General features: G+C 42.4%; 16 protein-coding genes. 1 reads left to right on the top strand and 15 read right to left on the bottom strand.

Annotated features, from left to right (window positions below; genetic code table 11):
- Positions 1–6: 6 nt before the first annotated feature.
- The 9 genes from rnr to ybeY form a co-directional block, all read right to left on the bottom strand.
- Positions 7–2,361 (bottom strand): ribonuclease R, encoded by a 2,355-nt coding sequence (gene rnr / locus GMD4S_RS01980; RefSeq protein WP_000653281.1) that lies wholly within the window; start codon positions 2,359–2,361, stop codon positions 7–9.
- A 94-nt stretch (positions 2,362–2,455) separates the two neighbouring features.
- Complete coding sequence (gene secG / locus GMD4S_RS01975) at positions 2,456–2,689, bottom strand: preprotein translocase subunit SecG (RefSeq protein ID WP_000282517.1); 234 nt, start codon at positions 2,687–2,689, stop codon at positions 2,456–2,458.
- A gap of 39 nt (positions 2,690–2,728) precedes the next feature.
- Positions 2,729–2,878, bottom strand: a complete 150-nt coding sequence (gene rpmG, locus GMD4S_RS01970; RefSeq protein WP_007519517.1) for a 50S ribosomal protein L33 — start codon at positions 2,876–2,878, stop codon at positions 2,729–2,731.
- On the bottom strand, positions 2,878–4,077 hold the full coding sequence (locus GMD4S_RS01965) for a multidrug efflux MFS transporter (RefSeq protein WP_001156299.1): 1,200 nt from the start codon (positions 4,075–4,077) through the stop codon (positions 2,878–2,880). Before GMD4S_RS01965 ends, rpmG begins: the two co-directional genes overlap by 1 nt.
- Positions 4,064–4,669: a dephospho-CoA kinase gene (gene coaE / locus GMD4S_RS01960; RefSeq protein WP_000516171.1), complete on the bottom strand. Its 606-nt coding sequence runs from the start codon at positions 4,667–4,669 to the stop codon at positions 4,064–4,066. Before coaE ends, GMD4S_RS01965 begins: the two co-directional genes overlap by 14 nt.
- Positions 4,669–5,493, bottom strand: a complete 825-nt coding sequence (gene mutM, locus GMD4S_RS01955; RefSeq protein ID WP_001114630.1) for a DNA-formamidopyrimidine glycosylase — start codon at positions 5,491–5,493, stop codon at positions 4,669–4,671. The genes coaE and mutM overlap by 1 nt, the downstream gene beginning before the upstream one ends.
- A 48-nt stretch (positions 5,494–5,541) precedes the next feature.
- Entirely contained in the window at positions 5,542–6,441 is a 900-nt protein-coding gene (era, locus tag GMD4S_RS01950; protein ID WP_000143282.1) for a GTPase Era, read from the bottom strand.
- Positions 6,442–6,457: 16 nt separating this feature from the next.
- Positions 6,458–6,853: a diacylglycerol kinase family protein gene (locus tag GMD4S_RS01945; protein WP_000378172.1), complete on the bottom strand. Its 396-nt coding sequence runs from the start codon at positions 6,851–6,853 to the stop codon at positions 6,458–6,460.
- A complete protein-coding gene (gene ybeY, locus GMD4S_RS01940) occupies positions 6,834–7,331 on the bottom strand; it encodes an rRNA maturation RNase YbeY (protein WP_000275166.1) in 498 nt (165 codons plus the stop codon). Before ybeY ends, GMD4S_RS01945 begins: the two co-directional genes overlap by 20 nt.
- A gap of 104 nt (positions 7,332–7,435) precedes the next feature.
- Here ybeY and pavA point away from each other — a divergent pair, with 104 nt between their 5' ends.
- Positions 7,436–9,091 (top strand): Rqc2 family fibronectin-binding protein PavA, encoded by a 1,656-nt coding sequence (gene pavA / locus GMD4S_RS01935; RefSeq protein WP_000006735.1) that lies wholly within the window; start codon positions 7,436–7,438, stop codon positions 9,089–9,091.
- Positions 9,092–9,290: 199 nt separating this feature from the next.
- On the opposite strand, the gene GMD4S_RS01930 is transcribed toward pavA, so the two are convergent.
- The 6 genes from GMD4S_RS01930 to GMD4S_RS01905 all read right to left on the bottom strand — a co-directional run bounded on the left by GMD4S_RS01930 (position 9,291) and on the right by GMD4S_RS01905 (position 15,176).
- Positions 9,291–10,022, bottom strand: a complete 732-nt coding sequence (locus GMD4S_RS01930) for an NAD-dependent protein deacylase (protein WP_000357682.1) — start codon at positions 10,020–10,022, stop codon at positions 9,291–9,293.
- Between the two features lie 144 nt (positions 10,023–10,166).
- Positions 10,167–10,877 carry a purine-nucleoside phosphorylase gene (gene deoD / locus GMD4S_RS01925; RefSeq protein WP_008276062.1) on the bottom strand — a complete coding sequence of 237 codons (711 nt, stop codon included), beginning with the start codon at positions 10,875–10,877 and terminating at the stop codon, positions 10,167–10,169.
- A 433-nt stretch (positions 10,878–11,310) separates the two neighbouring features.
- Complete coding sequence (locus GMD4S_RS01920; RefSeq protein WP_000904385.1) at positions 11,311–12,594, bottom strand: chloride channel protein; 1,284 nt, start codon at positions 12,592–12,594, stop codon at positions 11,311–11,313.
- A gap of 2 nt (positions 12,595–12,596) precedes the next feature.
- Positions 12,597–13,406, bottom strand: coding sequence for a purine-nucleoside phosphorylase (locus GMD4S_RS01915; protein WP_000143361.1), 810 nt, complete (start codon positions 13,404–13,406; stop codon positions 12,597–12,599).
- Positions 13,403–13,963, bottom strand: a complete 561-nt coding sequence (locus GMD4S_RS01910) for a DUF1697 domain-containing protein (protein WP_000195703.1) — start codon at positions 13,961–13,963, stop codon at positions 13,403–13,405. Before GMD4S_RS01910 ends, GMD4S_RS01915 begins: the two co-directional genes overlap by 4 nt.
- Before the next feature lies 1 nt (position 13,964).
- A complete protein-coding gene (locus GMD4S_RS01905) occupies positions 13,965–15,176 on the bottom strand; it encodes a phosphopentomutase (RefSeq protein ID WP_000033119.1) in 1,212 nt (403 codons plus the stop codon).

The following is a 15,176-nucleotide window of genomic DNA, read 5'->3' as shown; positions in this document are numbered from 1 at the left end:
GCCTTTTTATTTTGTGCGACGACCTTTCCCTCGCCCTTTGCCATGCTTGGCTCCTTTCTTAGCTACTTCTTTGTAAAAAGGTTTCTTGCCTTTTTTCTTTTTATCTTTTTGTGAATGCTTGTACTTATCATTTGAGCGTCCTGATTTTCTCTTGTCTTCCTTCTTGTCTGAACGACGACTTGAACCATGACCTCTGTCTTTGCGCCCAGCTTGTTTCAAGCCTTTTTCGATGACATCAAACTCACTTGGAATATAAGAGAAATCAATCTCTCCCGTCATCTTATCGGCTCTTTCAACTTGAATGCGAATTTGCTGTCCCACACGGAAGGTTGTTCCTGATTTCTCTCCACGGAGAGTCAAATCTCGCTCGTTGAAATGATAAAATTCAGACAAATTGGTAATGTGAATCAAACCTTCGACTGTATTTGGCAATTCAACAAAGAGACCGAATTTGACGATGCTGGATACAACTGCGTCGTACTCTTCACCCACATATTCTTCCATGTACTCAGCCTTTTTCATGGCTTCGACTTCACGCTCAGCCTCGATGGCACGACGTTCACGGTTGGAAGACTGGGTTGCAATCTCTGGAATCACTTGTTCAAAATGCTCTGCTATTTCCTTAGAACGACCATAGTCCCGAATCATACGGTGGACTAGAAGGTCTGGATAACGGCGAATAGGACTGGTGAAGTGAGTGTAATAGTTAGCGGCTAGTCCATAGTGACCGTGATTGTGCTCAGAATAGCGAGCCTGTTGCATAGAACGGAGAAGCATCATGGACAATACATCCGCATAGGGTTCTCCCTCAACAGCACGCATGATGTCTTGGAGAGCCTCTTGGCTAATCTCACTGGCAGTTCCATAAATTCGTAAACCAAAACTAGAGGCGTAATCAATAAACTTCTGAACTTTTTCAGCCTTGGGCTCCTCGTGAATTCGATAGATGAAAGGTAGATCCAACTTGCTAAAGTGCTCGGCAACCGTTTCATTAGCAATCAACATGAAGGACTCAATCATCCGCTCAGCAATACCACGTTGGCGAAGAACGATATCCACAGGCTTGCCTTTTTTATCCACCAAGATCTTAGCTTCGCTGGTATCAAAGTTAAGGGCACCACGCTTCTCACGCATGCTTTCTAGCCTTTCATGAAGCTTGGCCATGAGCTCGATACTTGGAACAATTTTCTTAAACTCTCGTCTCTTTTCCTCATCGCCAGCTAGGATATCATTAACAGCGCTATAGGTCATACGGAAGCTCGTCTTAATAACTGTTTGGGTAATGGTGTAATTAACCACACGACCATGTTTATCAATTTCCATAATAGCAGACTGGGTCAAGCGATCTACTTGAGGATTGAGAGAGCAGATGCCATTTGACAAACGCTCTGGAAGCATTGGAACCACTCGGTCTGTCACATAGACAGAAGTCGCGCGGTTAAGGGCTTCCTTGTCAAGGGCAGAACCCTCGGTCACATAGTAGGAAACATCTGCGATGTGAACTCCGAGTTCGATATTGCCATTCTTTAAAGGCTTGATGTGTACTGCGTCGTCTAAGTCCTTGGCATCCGCACCGTCAATGGTAAAGGTGATTTCATCTCTCAGGTCCAGACGACCTCCCATATCCTTTTGAGACGGAGCTTCTGGCACACTTTCTGCTTCCTTGAGAACAGCTTCTGGAAATTCTGAAACAATATCCATGGATTCCAAGACTTCAAGAACGTCAATCCCAGCATCAGTCGAGTGCCCCACCACGTCTAGCACACTAGCGACAAAGAAATCATGTTTCTTACTTGGGTATTTGTCAATAAAGACCTTGAGAACTTCAGTACCTTCCAACTTGATAGCCGGTTTCTTCACATAAATCGGTTGGCTGATTTTTTGATTTTTGGAACGAATATAGCCAGCATACTTGGGCTTTTCCTGATCCAGAACAATTTGACCGACAACGGTTGTCAGGCTGTGTTCTAAGATATCAATAATTTTGGCTTCTGCAGCAGTTCCCTTGTTGCGGTCAGCAACTTTCTTTATGACCACCTCAACTGTATCGCCATCAATGGCATAGTTGACATCGTTTTTTCCTACAAAAAGATCGTCCTCTTCCCCTTCTAGAGTAACAAAGCCAAAGCCGTTTTTATGGGCATGAAAAACCCCTTTGAGGGTGATTTCATGTTTCTTCTTCTGGTCCAAGGTGAGGCTGCCATCTTCTCCAAATCGAATCTGGTGCTTTCTTTCCATCAGAGACAGGGTTTTAATCAACTCACGGAAATCCTTGGACCCATCCTTTCCGAGAGCCTGAGCCAGGTCATTTACCGTCACTCGCCCCTTCTCTTGCAAATATTCTTTAATTTTATCTTTCATGTTTTCTTTCTAGATTTTTATAATTTTTTGAATGATAACTTTAGTAAACATCATTCAAAATAAAAATAGGCTAAGACCTAGTCTCGCCCATTTCTTATCTACTTGATAATACTGTCAATGCTAAGGCAATGGCTAGCCAGAAAAAGACTAAAATACCTGTCAAACGTTGCATCACAGCTTCAAAACCACGCGCTTTACTACGTTCAAACAAATCACCTGAGCTGGCATCAAATACATTGCTGGATTGGTTCTTAGTTGGTTGCATGAAAATCGCAATCACAATCACAACAGATAATACTAATAAAATGGTTAATAATAGGTTATACATATCAAACTCCTTAAAATCCCTATTATTTTACCATAAATTCTACTTAGATTCAAGATGTAAAGTTACTTTTCTTTCCTTTGGACAATATTTTAACACCTCAATCTTGTCTGGATGGGTTTTGGAGTTCTTACTGGTTAGATAATTCATGCTGCCACAAGAGGAGCACTTGAGATTGATTTTTACTCGCACTAGATTTCCTTTACTTTTAATAATGATCTAAATTGCACTAAGTTACATAAACAACTGAAAGCTACACAGGCTGCTGTCGCATAAAAGACAGCATGGTAGCCCAAATATCCTGCAACTGCGGATCCCGCCATAGGTCCGATCACTCCACCAAGGTAAAAAAAGACTTGGTTGAAGGCGAAAATCCTTGAAATACCTGATTTTGGAGTCATTTTGCTAAGAAGCGCATTGACACCTGGTATGAGAGCTCCCGTTCCCAAACCAAAGAGAAAACGATACAAGCCAAGTTGAAGGGGGCTGGTTGCATGGGCACAAAGAAGGTAAATGATGACGGAATAAATCTGCGCTGCAACTAACAATCTCTGATTCCCTACCTTATCGCCAAGTTTTCCTAGAATTCCAGCACTCATCATGCTAGAAAACCCCATGCTGGATACGATTAATCCTGATACAAAGAGGAGATTTTCGGACTGCCCTAAGTCCCGCACATAGAGAGCTAGAATGGGACCAATTGATTGAGCTGAAAATTGAATGACAAAGCTCGTCAAAAATAGGTTTACTAAGAGCCTAGGATACTTGAAAGAAGAAAATACTTCTTTCGTTGGGATAGCCTTCTCCTTAGCAACTGGCTGAAAATCTTCCTTGATAAAGAAAATAGTTAGGATTGCAGCTAAAAATAAGAAAGCGCCTACCAATAAAAAAACATTACGAATGCCAAAAATTTCAGCAATAAAGCCTCCAACAAAGGGGCCCGTCAGTGTTCCCGCAACTACACCTGTAGATAAAGTCCCCAGAGCCGCTCCAGACTTATCTTTAGGTACCTGACTAGCAATCAAGGCTGTTGCATTGGGGACAAATCCAGTAAATACACCATTGAGCAAGCGCAAAAAGAGTAGCCAATAGATATTTGGCACGAAGGCCAAACCTCCCATCGTAATGGTCATGGCAAGACCTGCTCGAATCATCATGGGTTTTCGACCGTACTTGTCAGCAAGAATACCCCAGATAGGAGAAACTAGAGCTGCTGAAACAGCCGAAACTGAGATGGCTAATCCAGCATAAAAAGCAACTTGATCCCCTTCAATTCCCAACTGCTCTACAAAGATAGGCATGAAAGGGACGACCAAGGAAATACTAGCTCCCGTTAGAAAACTACCAAACCAGGCGACACGAAGATTCTCTTTCCAACTAATCTCTTGCACAGCTATCGCCTCCTTCAAGTAACTTCACTACTTGAGCCACAAGCTGATCACGACTGCCATTATTGTCTAATATATGGCTCGCCAATTTTTTCTTTTCTTCTAAAGACCATTGGGCGGCCAAACGGGACTCTGCTACTTCCTTAGAAAGATGATCCCGTTTCATGAAACGTTCCACCTGAACATCACGGTCCACATAGACCAGCCACGTTTCATCAAACCAAGCACTGTAGTCCTGTTCAAAAAGTAGGGGAATATCCATGAAAAAAACCGTTTCTGTCTGAGTCAACTGGTCTCTCAGTGCAGCCAATTCCTCACGAATAATCTTTCCTTGGGTTTGCTTAGACCATTCTCGTTCTTCAGGGTTTGAAAAGATGAGACTAGCTAGGAGAGGGCGATTGAGTTCTCCATTTTCGAGGATAATTTCCTGCCCAAAGTGCTGAACTAAGAGCTGATAAAGACGACCACCAGGTTTCTGTAGTTGGTGGACGACTGCGTCAGCATCGACCACTTGAAAACCTTGCTCTCTTAGGAAATTTGTCACAGTTGACTTACCAGAAGCAATCCCTCCTGTGATTCCGATGATTTTTCCCATCAGCCCCTCCTTTGACACTGAGGACAAAAATGAGTGCCCCTTCCACCGAGCTGGAATTTCTCAATCATTGTCCCACAGCGGGAACACGCTTGCCCAGTCTTATCATAGACCTGATGGAAATCCTGCATGGTTCCGTCTTCCCCAAAGGCATTGGTATAGGTCCGAATAGTTGAGCCCCCGTTTTCAACAGCCTGACCCAAAACAGCAATGGTCTGGTCATGAATAGCTGACGCTTCTTCTGCCGTCAAAGTCTGGGAAGGTCTAGCTGGATGAACCTGAGCTCGCCAGAGGACCTCATCCACATAGATATTGCCAAGACCAGCTACCAAGGTTTGGTCTAGGAGGTGGGATTTGATTGGCTTTTTAGATTTGGCTAGGGCAGCTTGAAAGACCTGCAAATCAAAGTCCTGCTCTCTTGGCTCAGGACCTAGTTTCTTAGAAATAAAGTAGACATCCAAAAGGTCGGGTGTCAACAGTTCCATGGTACCAAACTTGCGTACATCCTCATAAACAAGCGTGCCTCCATCTTCAAACCGAATGAAAATATGGGCATGCTTGCGTTCAGGAACCTGGTCTGGATAGTAAAAATACTTGCCCTCCATCCGCAGATGGGAAATCAAGACCTTGTCTGTTAGGTAAAAAAGCAAATATTTTCCACGACGTCCCATGGACTCAATTACTTGGCCATTTAGTTCCTTTTGAAACTCGTCCAAATCTGTCTTGACCATCTTGGGATAACGAATCTCTACACTCGAAATCTTCTTTCCCAAAATCAATTTTTCTAAGCCACGACGAACGGTTTCAACCTCTGGTAATTCAGGCATAAATCCTCCTTCTGTAAAAACAAGAAGCAGGCATGAGCCCACCTCTACTTAGTATTCTTTTTCATTATAACCAAAATCAGCCAAATCTAGCTTTTTATCACGCCAGTTTTTCTTGACCTTGACCCAAGTTTCTAGGAAGACCTTGTCTCCTAGCATGAGTTCGATATCACGACGAGCCATGGTCCCAATTTTCTTGAGCATGGCGCCACCTTTTCCGATGATAATGCCTTTTTGGCTATCGCGCTCGACCATGATGGTTGCTCGGATATGAACCTTGTCGGTCTCTTCATCACGCTTCATAGAGTCAACCACTACTGCAACTGAGTGAGGGATTTCTTCACGCGTTAGGTGCAAGACTTTCTCACGAATCATTTCTGAAACCAAGAAACGCTCAGGATGATCTGTGATTTGATCAGATGGGAAATACTGGAAACCTTCCTCTAGATTTTCACTGAGGATGTCAATTAAACGAGAAACGTTATTTCCCTGAAGGGCTGAGATCGGAACAATCTCCTTAAAGTCCATCTGGTTACGGAAGTCATCAATCTGAGTCAAAAGCTGGTCTGGATGGACCTTGTCAATCTTATTGACCACCAAAATAACTGGAACCTTGGCAGCCTTCAGACGCTCGATAATCATATCGTCGCCCTTACCACGTGGCTCATCAGCTGGCACCATGAATAGAACAGTATCCACTTCACGCAGAGTACTGTAGGCAGATTCCACCATAAAATCTCCAAGAGCCGTCTTAGGCTTGTGAATCCCCGGCGTGTCGATAAAGACGATTTGCTCCTTATCCGTGGTGTAAATCCCCATGATTTTATTGCGCGTTGTCTGCGCCTTGTCACTCATAATGGCAATCTTTTGCCCCATGACGTGATTCAAAAAGGTTGACTTCCCAACATTGGGACGTCCCAAAATAGCTACAAAGCCAGATTTAAATGTCATAATTTCCTCTTATTGTTTAAAATAATAAATCCCAAATGCGTGGGAGAAAGATAAGTGCACCAATCACTGCAGCAAGAAGGGAAACCACAAGTACGGCACCAGCTGCCATATCCTTGGCTTTCTTTGCCAACATAGAAAAGTGATAGTGACTGGCTAGATCCACCACATTTTCAATAGCAGAGTTAATAATTTCAAAGGCTACTACCAAGAAAATGCTCATCAGGAGAAAGAGCCATTCGATTCGTGACACCTGAAAAACAAAACCTGCAAGGATGACTACTAGAGCCGTCACTGCATGTTTTCGCATATTACGTTCTTCCTTGAAAGCAGTCAGAATTCCTGTAAGAGCAAATTCTAAACTGGATATCAGGTCACGATTTTTCCATTTTCGTTTATTGTCTTGTGAGTCCATAGGCTGTCAAAATTTCTTCTTGTAAACCGAACATCTCCGCTTCTTCTTCCGGAGTGTAGTGATCGTAGCTGTTAATGTGTAAAAAGCCGTGTACTGCCAAGAAGCCCATCTCACGCTCAAAGCTGTGACCGTATTCCTCAGCCTGCTCATGCGCTTTATCGATAGAGATGAAAAGTTCCCCAATATAGGCATCGAACTCAGACATCATTTCTGCTAATTCAGGGTTTTCAAGCAAATCTTCCTCGTCAAAAGTAATGTCCAATTCCGGTTTATATTCAAGGCTGATGACATCTGTCGGGCGATCTGTATCACGGTACTCGAGGTTGAGTTCGTGACTACGCTCATTGGTCACAAAAGTAACTGCCATCTCCTTGTCTTCTTTTCCTATTTTTTGGGCTGCAAATTCCAAAATTTCTTGGGTTTGGTGCAAGATTTCTTGTGAAACTTGACCAGTTTCATCTACCATTTCAATATACATGTGCTTCTCGATTCTCTTTACTTGGCTTTATTATACCATATTTCCATGATTTTATTCTACCTTTTTGATATAATACTATGGAATACAATCACAAGGAGAGAACGATGTCATTTGACGGATTTTTTTTACACCACATGATTGAGGAATTGCGAAGAGAGTTGGTCAATGGTCGCATCCAGAAAATCAATCAACCTTTTGAACAAGAGTTGGTCTTGCAAATCCGCAGCAATCGCCAAAGCCATCGCCTGCTCCTCTCTGCTCATCCCGTTTTTGGTCGCATCCAGCTGACCCAAACAACCTTTGAAAATCCAGCCCAACCTTCCACTTTTATCATGGTTTTGAGAAAGTATTTGCAGGGTGCCCTGATTGAGTCGATCGAGCAAATCGAAAATGACCGTATTGTGGAAATTACCGTTTCCAATAAAAACGAGATTGGGGACCATATTCAGGCTACCTTGATTATCGAAATCATGGGCAAACACAGTAATATTCTCCTCGTGGATAAAAGCAGCCATAGAATCCTCGAAGTTATTAAACACGTTGGCTTTTCACAAAATAGCTACCGCACCTTGCTCCCCGGATCGACCTATCTCGCTCCACCAAGCACCGAGTCTCTCAATCCATTTACCGTCAAGGATGAAAAGCTCTTTGAAATCCTGCAAACACAGGAACTAACAGCAAAAAATCTTCAAAGTCTCTTTCAAGGTCTAGGACGTGATACGGCAAATGAATTGGAAAACATTCTTGTCAGTGATAAACTGTCTACTTTCCGAAACTTCTTCGGGCAAGAAACCAAGCCTTTCCTAACGGAGACTTCTTTCAGCCCAGTTCCTTTTGCAAATCAGGTGGGAGAGCCTTTTGCCAGTCTCTCTGATCTTCTGGATACCTATTACAAAGATAAGGCAGAGCGCGATCGCGTCAAACAGCAAGCCAGTGAGCTCATTCGCCGTGTTGAAAATGAACTTCAAAAAAATCGTCATAAGCTAAAAAAACAAGAAAAAGAGTTACTAGCGACAGACAATGCTGAGGAATTTCGCCAAAAAGGGGAATTGCTGACAACCTTCCTCCACCAAGTGCCTAATGACCAAGATCAGGTTACCTTGGACAACTACTACACCAACCAACCTATCACCATTGCGCTTGATAAGGCCTTGACTCCCAGCCAGAATGCTCAACGCTACTTTAAACGCTATCAGAAGCTCAAAGAAGCTGTCAAATACCTGACTGAGTTGATCGAAGAAACCAAGGCCACCATTCTTTATCTAGAAAGTGTCGAAACCGTACTCAACCAAGCTGGACTGGAAGAAATCGCTGAAATCCGTGAAGAATTGATCCAAACAGGCTTCATTAGAAGACGCCAACGCGAGAAAATTCAGAAACGCAAAAAACCAGAACAGTATCTGGCGAGCGATGGCAAGACCATCATCTATGTCGGTCGAAACAATCTTCAAAATGAAGAGTTGACCTTTAAAATGGCCCGCAAGGAGGAACTTTGGTTCCATGCCAAGGACATCCCTGGAAGCCACGTCGTCATCTCAGGAAATCTTGATCCATCTGATGAAGTCAAGACAGATGCAGCTGAACTAGCTGCCTACTTCTCCAAAGGGCGTTTGTCAAATCTAGTTCAAGTGGATATGATTGAAGTCAAGAAACTCAACAAACCAACTGGTGGAAAACCTGGCTTTGTAACCTACACAGGACAAAAGACCCTCCGCGTTACACCAGACCCAGAAAAAATCGCATCTATGAAAAAATCCTGATTCAACTTGAAATCAGGATTTTCTTTTACATTTCACTCTGCAATCAAGGTTTCCAAGCCGACTTTCATCATATCAGTGAAGGTGTTTTGATTTTCTCAGCCAGTTTTTAGTAACTCTTAAAGAGCGAGATTTTGGCCAATAAATGAGATAGTTTTCTCTTTCAAGTAACAAGATTTTGTTGCTATCTTCTAAAATTCTTTTATTGTCTCAATTTCGAAAAGACTTCCCCAATCTTGCCTTCAATGACCAATGTAGCTTGGCTGTCTTGTGGAATACTGGTTTTATTGATAAGGACCAGATTTGTCCCAGAAAAATAGTTTACTAGGCTAGCTGCAGGATAAACAACCAAGGAAGTCCCACCAATAATCAGCAAGTCTGCTTGCCGAATAGCTTGTGCAGCTTGACTAAAGACATCCATGTCAAGTGATTCTTCATACAAGGTCACGTCAGGCTTGACCACCTTACCACAGTCTAAGCAGTTGGGAACAGGTCCCTCGAGGGCCAGAAAGGCAGTTAAGTCATAGAAACGATGACAACCTAGGCAGTAATTTCGGTCCGCACTCCCATGCAATTTAAAGACCTTCTGAGAGCCAGCCATTTCATGAAGACTATCGATATTTTGTGTCACAACAGCCTTTAGCTTACCTGTCTTTTCCAAAGCAGCTAGATAAGTATGAGCAGCATTAGGCTTGGCTTCTGGATAAATCAGGTATTTCTTATAAAAGTCAAAAAAATCTTCTGGATAGCGCTCAAACATGGTCCGAGAAACGAGTTGCTCTGCCGTAAAATGACGGCCTAACTGATGACTATAAACACCATCTGAACTACGAAAATCTGGGATATTAGACTCGGTTGACACTCCTGCCCCTCCAAAGAAAACAATCCGTTGGCTTTGATCTATCAAGTCTTGTAATTGTTCAATTTTATCCATCACATTTCTCCTTAAGCTGGGTTCTAAAAAAGTTGAAAATCAATAGTTGGATTTTCAACTCTTTCTTTATCATTGCTAAGATATTGAAAATAAATCACTTACAACAGTTCTTGTAGCTAATGTAATTGAAAAGCTATTCTCTGATTACTCTGCAATCAAGGTTTCCAATCCAACCTTCATCATATCAGTGAAGGTATTTTGGCGTTCTTCTGCAGTAGTGTCTTCATCTGGATTGACCAAGCTATCAGAAATGGTCATGATTGCAAGAGCATCAACGTGGTGTTGGGAAGCAAGATAGTAAAGAGCTGCTGCTTCCATTTCCACAGCCTTAACTCCCCATTTACCAAGCTCGATGTTCTTTTCAAAGTAGTTTGAGTAAAAGACATCTGACGACAAAACGTTCCCAACGTGGGTAGTCATACCGAGTTCTTTGGCGATATGGTAGGCCTTATCTAGTAAATCAAAGCTAGCGATTTGTGGAAAATCATACTGTGGCCAGTCGTTTCGGATGATGTTTGAGTTAGTTGCAGCTGCTTGCGCCAAAACCAATTCACGAACGTGAACATCCTCATTCAAGGAACCAGCAGTTCCGACACGGATCAATTTCTTCACTCCGTAGTCTACAATCAATTCACGGGCATAGATAGAGATTGATGGCATCCCCATCCCAGTTCCCATGACAGATACACGGTGGCCCTTGTAAGTACCAGTGTAGCCAAACATGTTACGAACTTCGTTAAAACAAACAGCATCTTCAAGGAAATTCTCCGCAATAAACTTAGCACGAAGAGGATCCCCCGGAAGAAGAATTTTATCAGCAATTTCACCCTGCTGAGCAGCAATATGGATAGACATAGTTAAGATATAAAGGGCGACAGAGAACAAAGTAAAAATAGGAAACTGACGAAGCATCGCAGATGCTAGACAGTTTATCTTTTTTACACAGTTCTCCGCCCGTATTCAGTTCAGCAAATACGGTTTACCCATCCTTTCTTTATTTTATGATGATTAGAGAGCGACAAGAAAACGACTGAAAATTAGGAATCTGACGAGAAATCCTGATTTCTCAATCAGATTATCTATTTTCCGAGTTTTCCGCTCGTGTTCAAATTAGAACACTTCGCTCTACCTTTCTTTATTTATTTTTATATTTCATAGCTAGGAAAAATCGTATTCAATCATGACTCCGATAAGCCTACTACATTTTTATTTAAAACAGTTATTGATAAACTAACAATAATTTTTAATCTTTTAAGATAAATCCTTGATTAGAAGAAACGGGTATTTCCTACCTAATTACTTTATTCTTTGACATCTTACACAGTATGCTAGCCCAAGGAAAACGGTCTAACACCTTTGCAAAACCATAAGCTAGGAAAGCAGTTACTAAGAGATACGGAAGAGAATCTAAACCTAGCCCAGTGAAACCTATAACTAATCCGGTTGCAGAAATGGGCGCCCTCAAGGTCACAGATAAAAAGCAAACAGATCCCAAAAGTAAAACGGTTGGCTGACTGTCCAAACCTAGAATCATGCCCAAGAGAGCAGCTCCAGCCATCCCCAAGGCAAAAGATGGCGTAAGAGTACCACCATAGGCCCCTGCCCAAAGGATAATAAGAACGACCACTGCTTTTAGGAAAAACATGAGAAGCACTGTTTGACCACTGCTATCATTTAAAATTTCCTGAGCCATCATGCGTCCATTGCCAAGTAGATGTGGAAAGTAACTTGCCAGACCAACAAGAAAAAGAAAAGCTGAGGGCAATGTGAGAAGTATTCGTTTATCTTTTATCCTGTTTGAAGACACTTTTTTACTTAAACGACCAAAAAGCCAAGCTAGGGGGGTTAAGAAAAGAAGTAATAAAGGGACAATCCACACTTCCTTTAATGACCATGCAATAGCTGGAATCTGGTAGAGAGCATGATCTGAAATAACCAATCCTGCTGTATAGGTTGACACATAGGTAGTCAAACCGACAAATACAAATCGCTTGATAGATAAAGTAATTCCTAGAGTCTCAAAAACGAAGAAAACACTTGTTAATGGAACCTGATAAACAGCCGCTAAACCAGCACCAGCACCACAAGCAAGGAGAAAGATGCGATCCTTCATAGACAGTATACATATTTTTCCAATTGGCCCTGCAAATAGGGTTCCAATCTCTCGTGGCGCAGCTTCTTTTCCAATAGGCGCTCCCCCTCCAACTGCAATAATCTGCCAAATTGAATGAAATAGCTGTCTTAAAAAATGAAGCTTGTATTGTGAAGTCTCATCCTTCATCTGAGCTTTGATGGAATAAATCTTCGACCCTTTTTGCAAGAAGTACCAGACTAAGGACGAGCTAAGACCCACGATTATTAAACTTAGTCCTATCCGTGAGGAGGCAACTCCATCTGTCAGAAATCCACTATGATGCTCTGACTGACCAAAAGCTAGCCCCTCCACCATCTCTAAAAGATAATGGAGAAATATACCAGATAAACCCGAAACTATTCCTTGCAGAATTACTGCTATGAATAATCTAAAATTATAAGGGATTTTTCGAAAAATACTCCTCAATTCTATTAACATGATTACAATTCAGCAAGAATAGCTTTCAGCAAGCCTTTGAAGTCGCCTTTAACACGTTCTGTTACTTCCACAACTTCTTCGTGGTTGAGTTCTTCTTGGAAACCAGCAGCATGGTTCGTGATACATGAAATACCGAGAACTTTCAAGCCTGAGTGGGCGGCAACAATAACTTCAGGAACAGTGGACATACCAACTGCATCTGCTCCCAGTGTCTTATAGGCGCGAATTTCTGCTGGGGTTTCATAAGTCGGACCTGTTACACCAATATAGACACCTTCATCAAGCTTGATACCAAGTTTCTTAGCCACTTCATGGGCAGTAGCACGATATTCTGGAGTGTAGGCTTTAGACATATCTGGGAAACGTGGACCAAAATCATCCAAGTTTTCACCCATCAATGGGTTCTGCCCCGTCATATTGATATGGTCTGAGATAGCCATCAAGGTACCAGGACCAAATCCAATACCACCAGCAGCATTGGTTACAATGACACCTTCGCAACCCAAGACTTTCATCACACGAACTGGGAAAGTCACGACTTCAAGAGGATTTCCTTCGTAGAAATGGAAACGACCTTGAAGAGCCAAGACCTTGCGACCTGCAAGTTCTCCATATACCAATTTACCAGCGTGTCCGACTACTGTCGAACGACCCCAGTTTGGAATATCTGCATAGTCTACTACAACTGGATTTTCGATTTCTTCTGCCAATTCTCCAAGTCCTGATCCAAGGATTAAACCAAACTCAGGCGCTTGGATTCCTTTTTCTTTCAGGAAAGCAGCTGTTTCTTTGATCTTATCTAAAAATGTCATTCTGTGTCTCCTTTATTATTTTTTAGCATTTGACCGATTTTGTCAAAGGTTTTTGCATTGCGAATGGTGATGTTGCGATAAAAAGGCATCTTGAGCAAGTGCTTATGATAGGCAGTTGCATAGTAGGATTCTTCAGAAAATTTCCCCCAGAAAATCCCATGTTTTCCAAAATGAACCACTTCATCTTTCAGTTCCAAACTGTTCACTTTCTCGATGACTTGATCCACATCCAAGCTCTCCGTGTAGAAGAGGACATCTTTTCGAGCCAGGTCTTTAGTCCACCAATCTGGCAGATTCTCCAGCTCTGCTTCATAATCTTCCTGACTCAGCAAAGAAAAGCTCTGAATAAATGGATAATGGACTTCAAAGAAAGCCTCTAACTTTTCAACCAATCGGGCTTTGGGGTCTGTCGAAGTAAAGAAAATATTGCCACTGTTGATGTAGGTCTCAAGCTTTTCCAGTCCCAACTCTGTCAGTTCTTGACGAAGTTGCGCCATGACAACCTTATTTTTCCCACCGACATTAATGCCCCGAACAAGTAAAGCATATTGCGTCATCTTATACCAATTTATCTAAGAAACTTTCACCAATCATGGCAGTTTCAACACCAAAGTTATCCGCAACTGTTGCTGAGATATCTGCAAAATGTCCAACTGGAATGACACCATTTCCCTTAAAGCTAGGGCTGTAAGCTAAAAGTGGGATATATTCACGAGTATGGTCTGTTCCTGCATAAGTTGGGTCATTTCCATGGTCCGCAGTAATCAAGAGAAGGTCGTTCTCTCTCATGGCAGCGATAATTTCAGGCAAGCGCTCATCGAACTCATGCAAGCAATCACGGTAACCATGAGCATTGCGGCGGTGGCCGTAAAGGGCATCAAAGTCAACTAAGTTTGTGAAGGAGAATCCTTTTTCAAACTCAGCAAGTCCCATAGTCTTCAATAATGTATCAATTCCGTGGCTGTTTGACTTGTTGTGGCCCATGTCATGATTGATACCAGCACCGTTAAAGATATCGTTGATTTTACCAACAGCGTAAGTATCGATACCAGCTTCGTTCAATTTATCCAAAACAGTTGGAGCAAATGGAGAAACGGCCAAGTCACGACGATTTGCTGTACGAGTGAAGTTACCTGGCTCACCAACATATGGACGGGCAATGATACGACCTAAAAGGGCAGGACGCTCAAGGGTAATCGAACGAGCGTATTCACAGATACGGTACAATTCATCCAAAGGAATGATGTCTTCGTGGGCAGCAATTTGCAAAACAGGGTCAGCTGAAGTATAGATAATCAACTCTCCAGTTTCCATTTGACGTGGTCCGAAATCATCGATAACAGCCGTACCTGAGTAAGGTTTGTTGGCTTCACGAATGACCTTACGTCCTGAAAATTCTTCGATTTTTGTCAGGATTTCTTCTGGGAATCCGTTCCAGAAAGTATCGAAAGGCTCGGTAATGTTGAGTCCCATGATTTCCCAGTGACCAGTCATGGTATCTTTACCAAGGGAAACTTCTTCCAATTTTGTTGCATAACCTGTTGGATTGCTTTCAGCTGGTACAGTCTTTAGAGGAGTTTCACGTGGAATATTTCCTAGACCGATTTTGGCCATGTTTGGCACATTCAAACCAACTGTTTTGGAAATGTGTCCCAGTGTGTCAGAAGCTCCGTCTGGAACTCCTGCATTGACAAAGTTATTGGCATCTGGTGCAGCACCGATTCCCACAGAATCCAGTACCACCAAGTGAATACGATTAAATTTTGACAT

The organism is Streptococcus sp. GMD4S (assembly GCF_000296955.1).
This window is presented reverse-complemented; position numbering and strand designations above follow the sequence as displayed.

Excerpts from the sequence above, each read along its gene's own strand:
- rnr (WP_000653281.1), bottom strand. The coding sequence starts at position 2,361 with ATGAAAGATAAAATTAAAGAATATTTGCAAGAGAAGGGGCGAGTGACG.
- secG (WP_000282517.1), bottom strand. The coding sequence starts at position 2,689 with ATGTATAACCTATTATTAACCATTTTATTAGTATTATCTGTTGTGATT.
- coaE (WP_000516171.1), bottom strand. The coding sequence starts at position 4,669 with ATGGGAAAAATCATCGGAATCACAGGAGGGATTGCTTCTGGTAAGTCA.
- mutM (WP_001114630.1), bottom strand. The coding sequence starts at position 5,493 with ATGCCTGAATTACCAGAGGTTGAAACCGTTCGTCGTGGCTTAGAAAAA.
- era (WP_000143282.1), bottom strand. The coding sequence starts at position 6,441 with ATGACATTTAAATCTGGCTTTGTAGCTATTTTGGGACGTCCCAATGTT.
- GMD4S_RS01945 (WP_000378172.1), bottom strand. The coding sequence starts at position 6,853 with ATGGACTCACAAGACAATAAACGAAAATGGAAAAATCGTGACCTGATA.
- ybeY (WP_000275166.1), bottom strand. The coding sequence starts at position 7,331 with ATGTATATTGAAATGGTAGATGAAACTGGTCAAGTTTCACAAGAAATC.
- pavA (WP_000006735.1), top strand. The coding sequence starts at position 7,436 with ATGTCATTTGACGGATTTTTTTTACACCACATGATTGAGGAATTGCGA.
- GMD4S_RS01930 (WP_000357682.1), bottom strand. The coding sequence starts at position 10,022 with ATGGATAAAATTGAACAATTACAAGACTTGATAGATCAAAGCCAACGG.
- deoD (WP_008276062.1), bottom strand. The coding sequence starts at position 10,877 with ATGTCTATCCATATTGCTGCTCAGCAGGGTGAAATTGCTGATAAAATT.
- GMD4S_RS01920 (WP_000904385.1), bottom strand. The coding sequence starts at position 12,594 with ATGTTAATAGAATTGAGGAGTATTTTTCGAAAAATCCCTTATAATTTT.
- GMD4S_RS01915 (WP_000143361.1), bottom strand. The coding sequence starts at position 13,406 with ATGACATTTTTAGATAAGATCAAAGAAACAGCTGCTTTCCTGAAAGAA.
- GMD4S_RS01910 (WP_000195703.1), bottom strand. The coding sequence starts at position 13,963 with ATGACGCAATATGCTTTACTTGTTCGGGGCATTAATGTCGGTGGGAAA.
- GMD4S_RS01905 (WP_000033119.1), bottom strand. The coding sequence starts at position 15,176 with ATGTCAAAATTTAATCGTATTCACTTGGTGGTACTGGATTCTGTGGGA.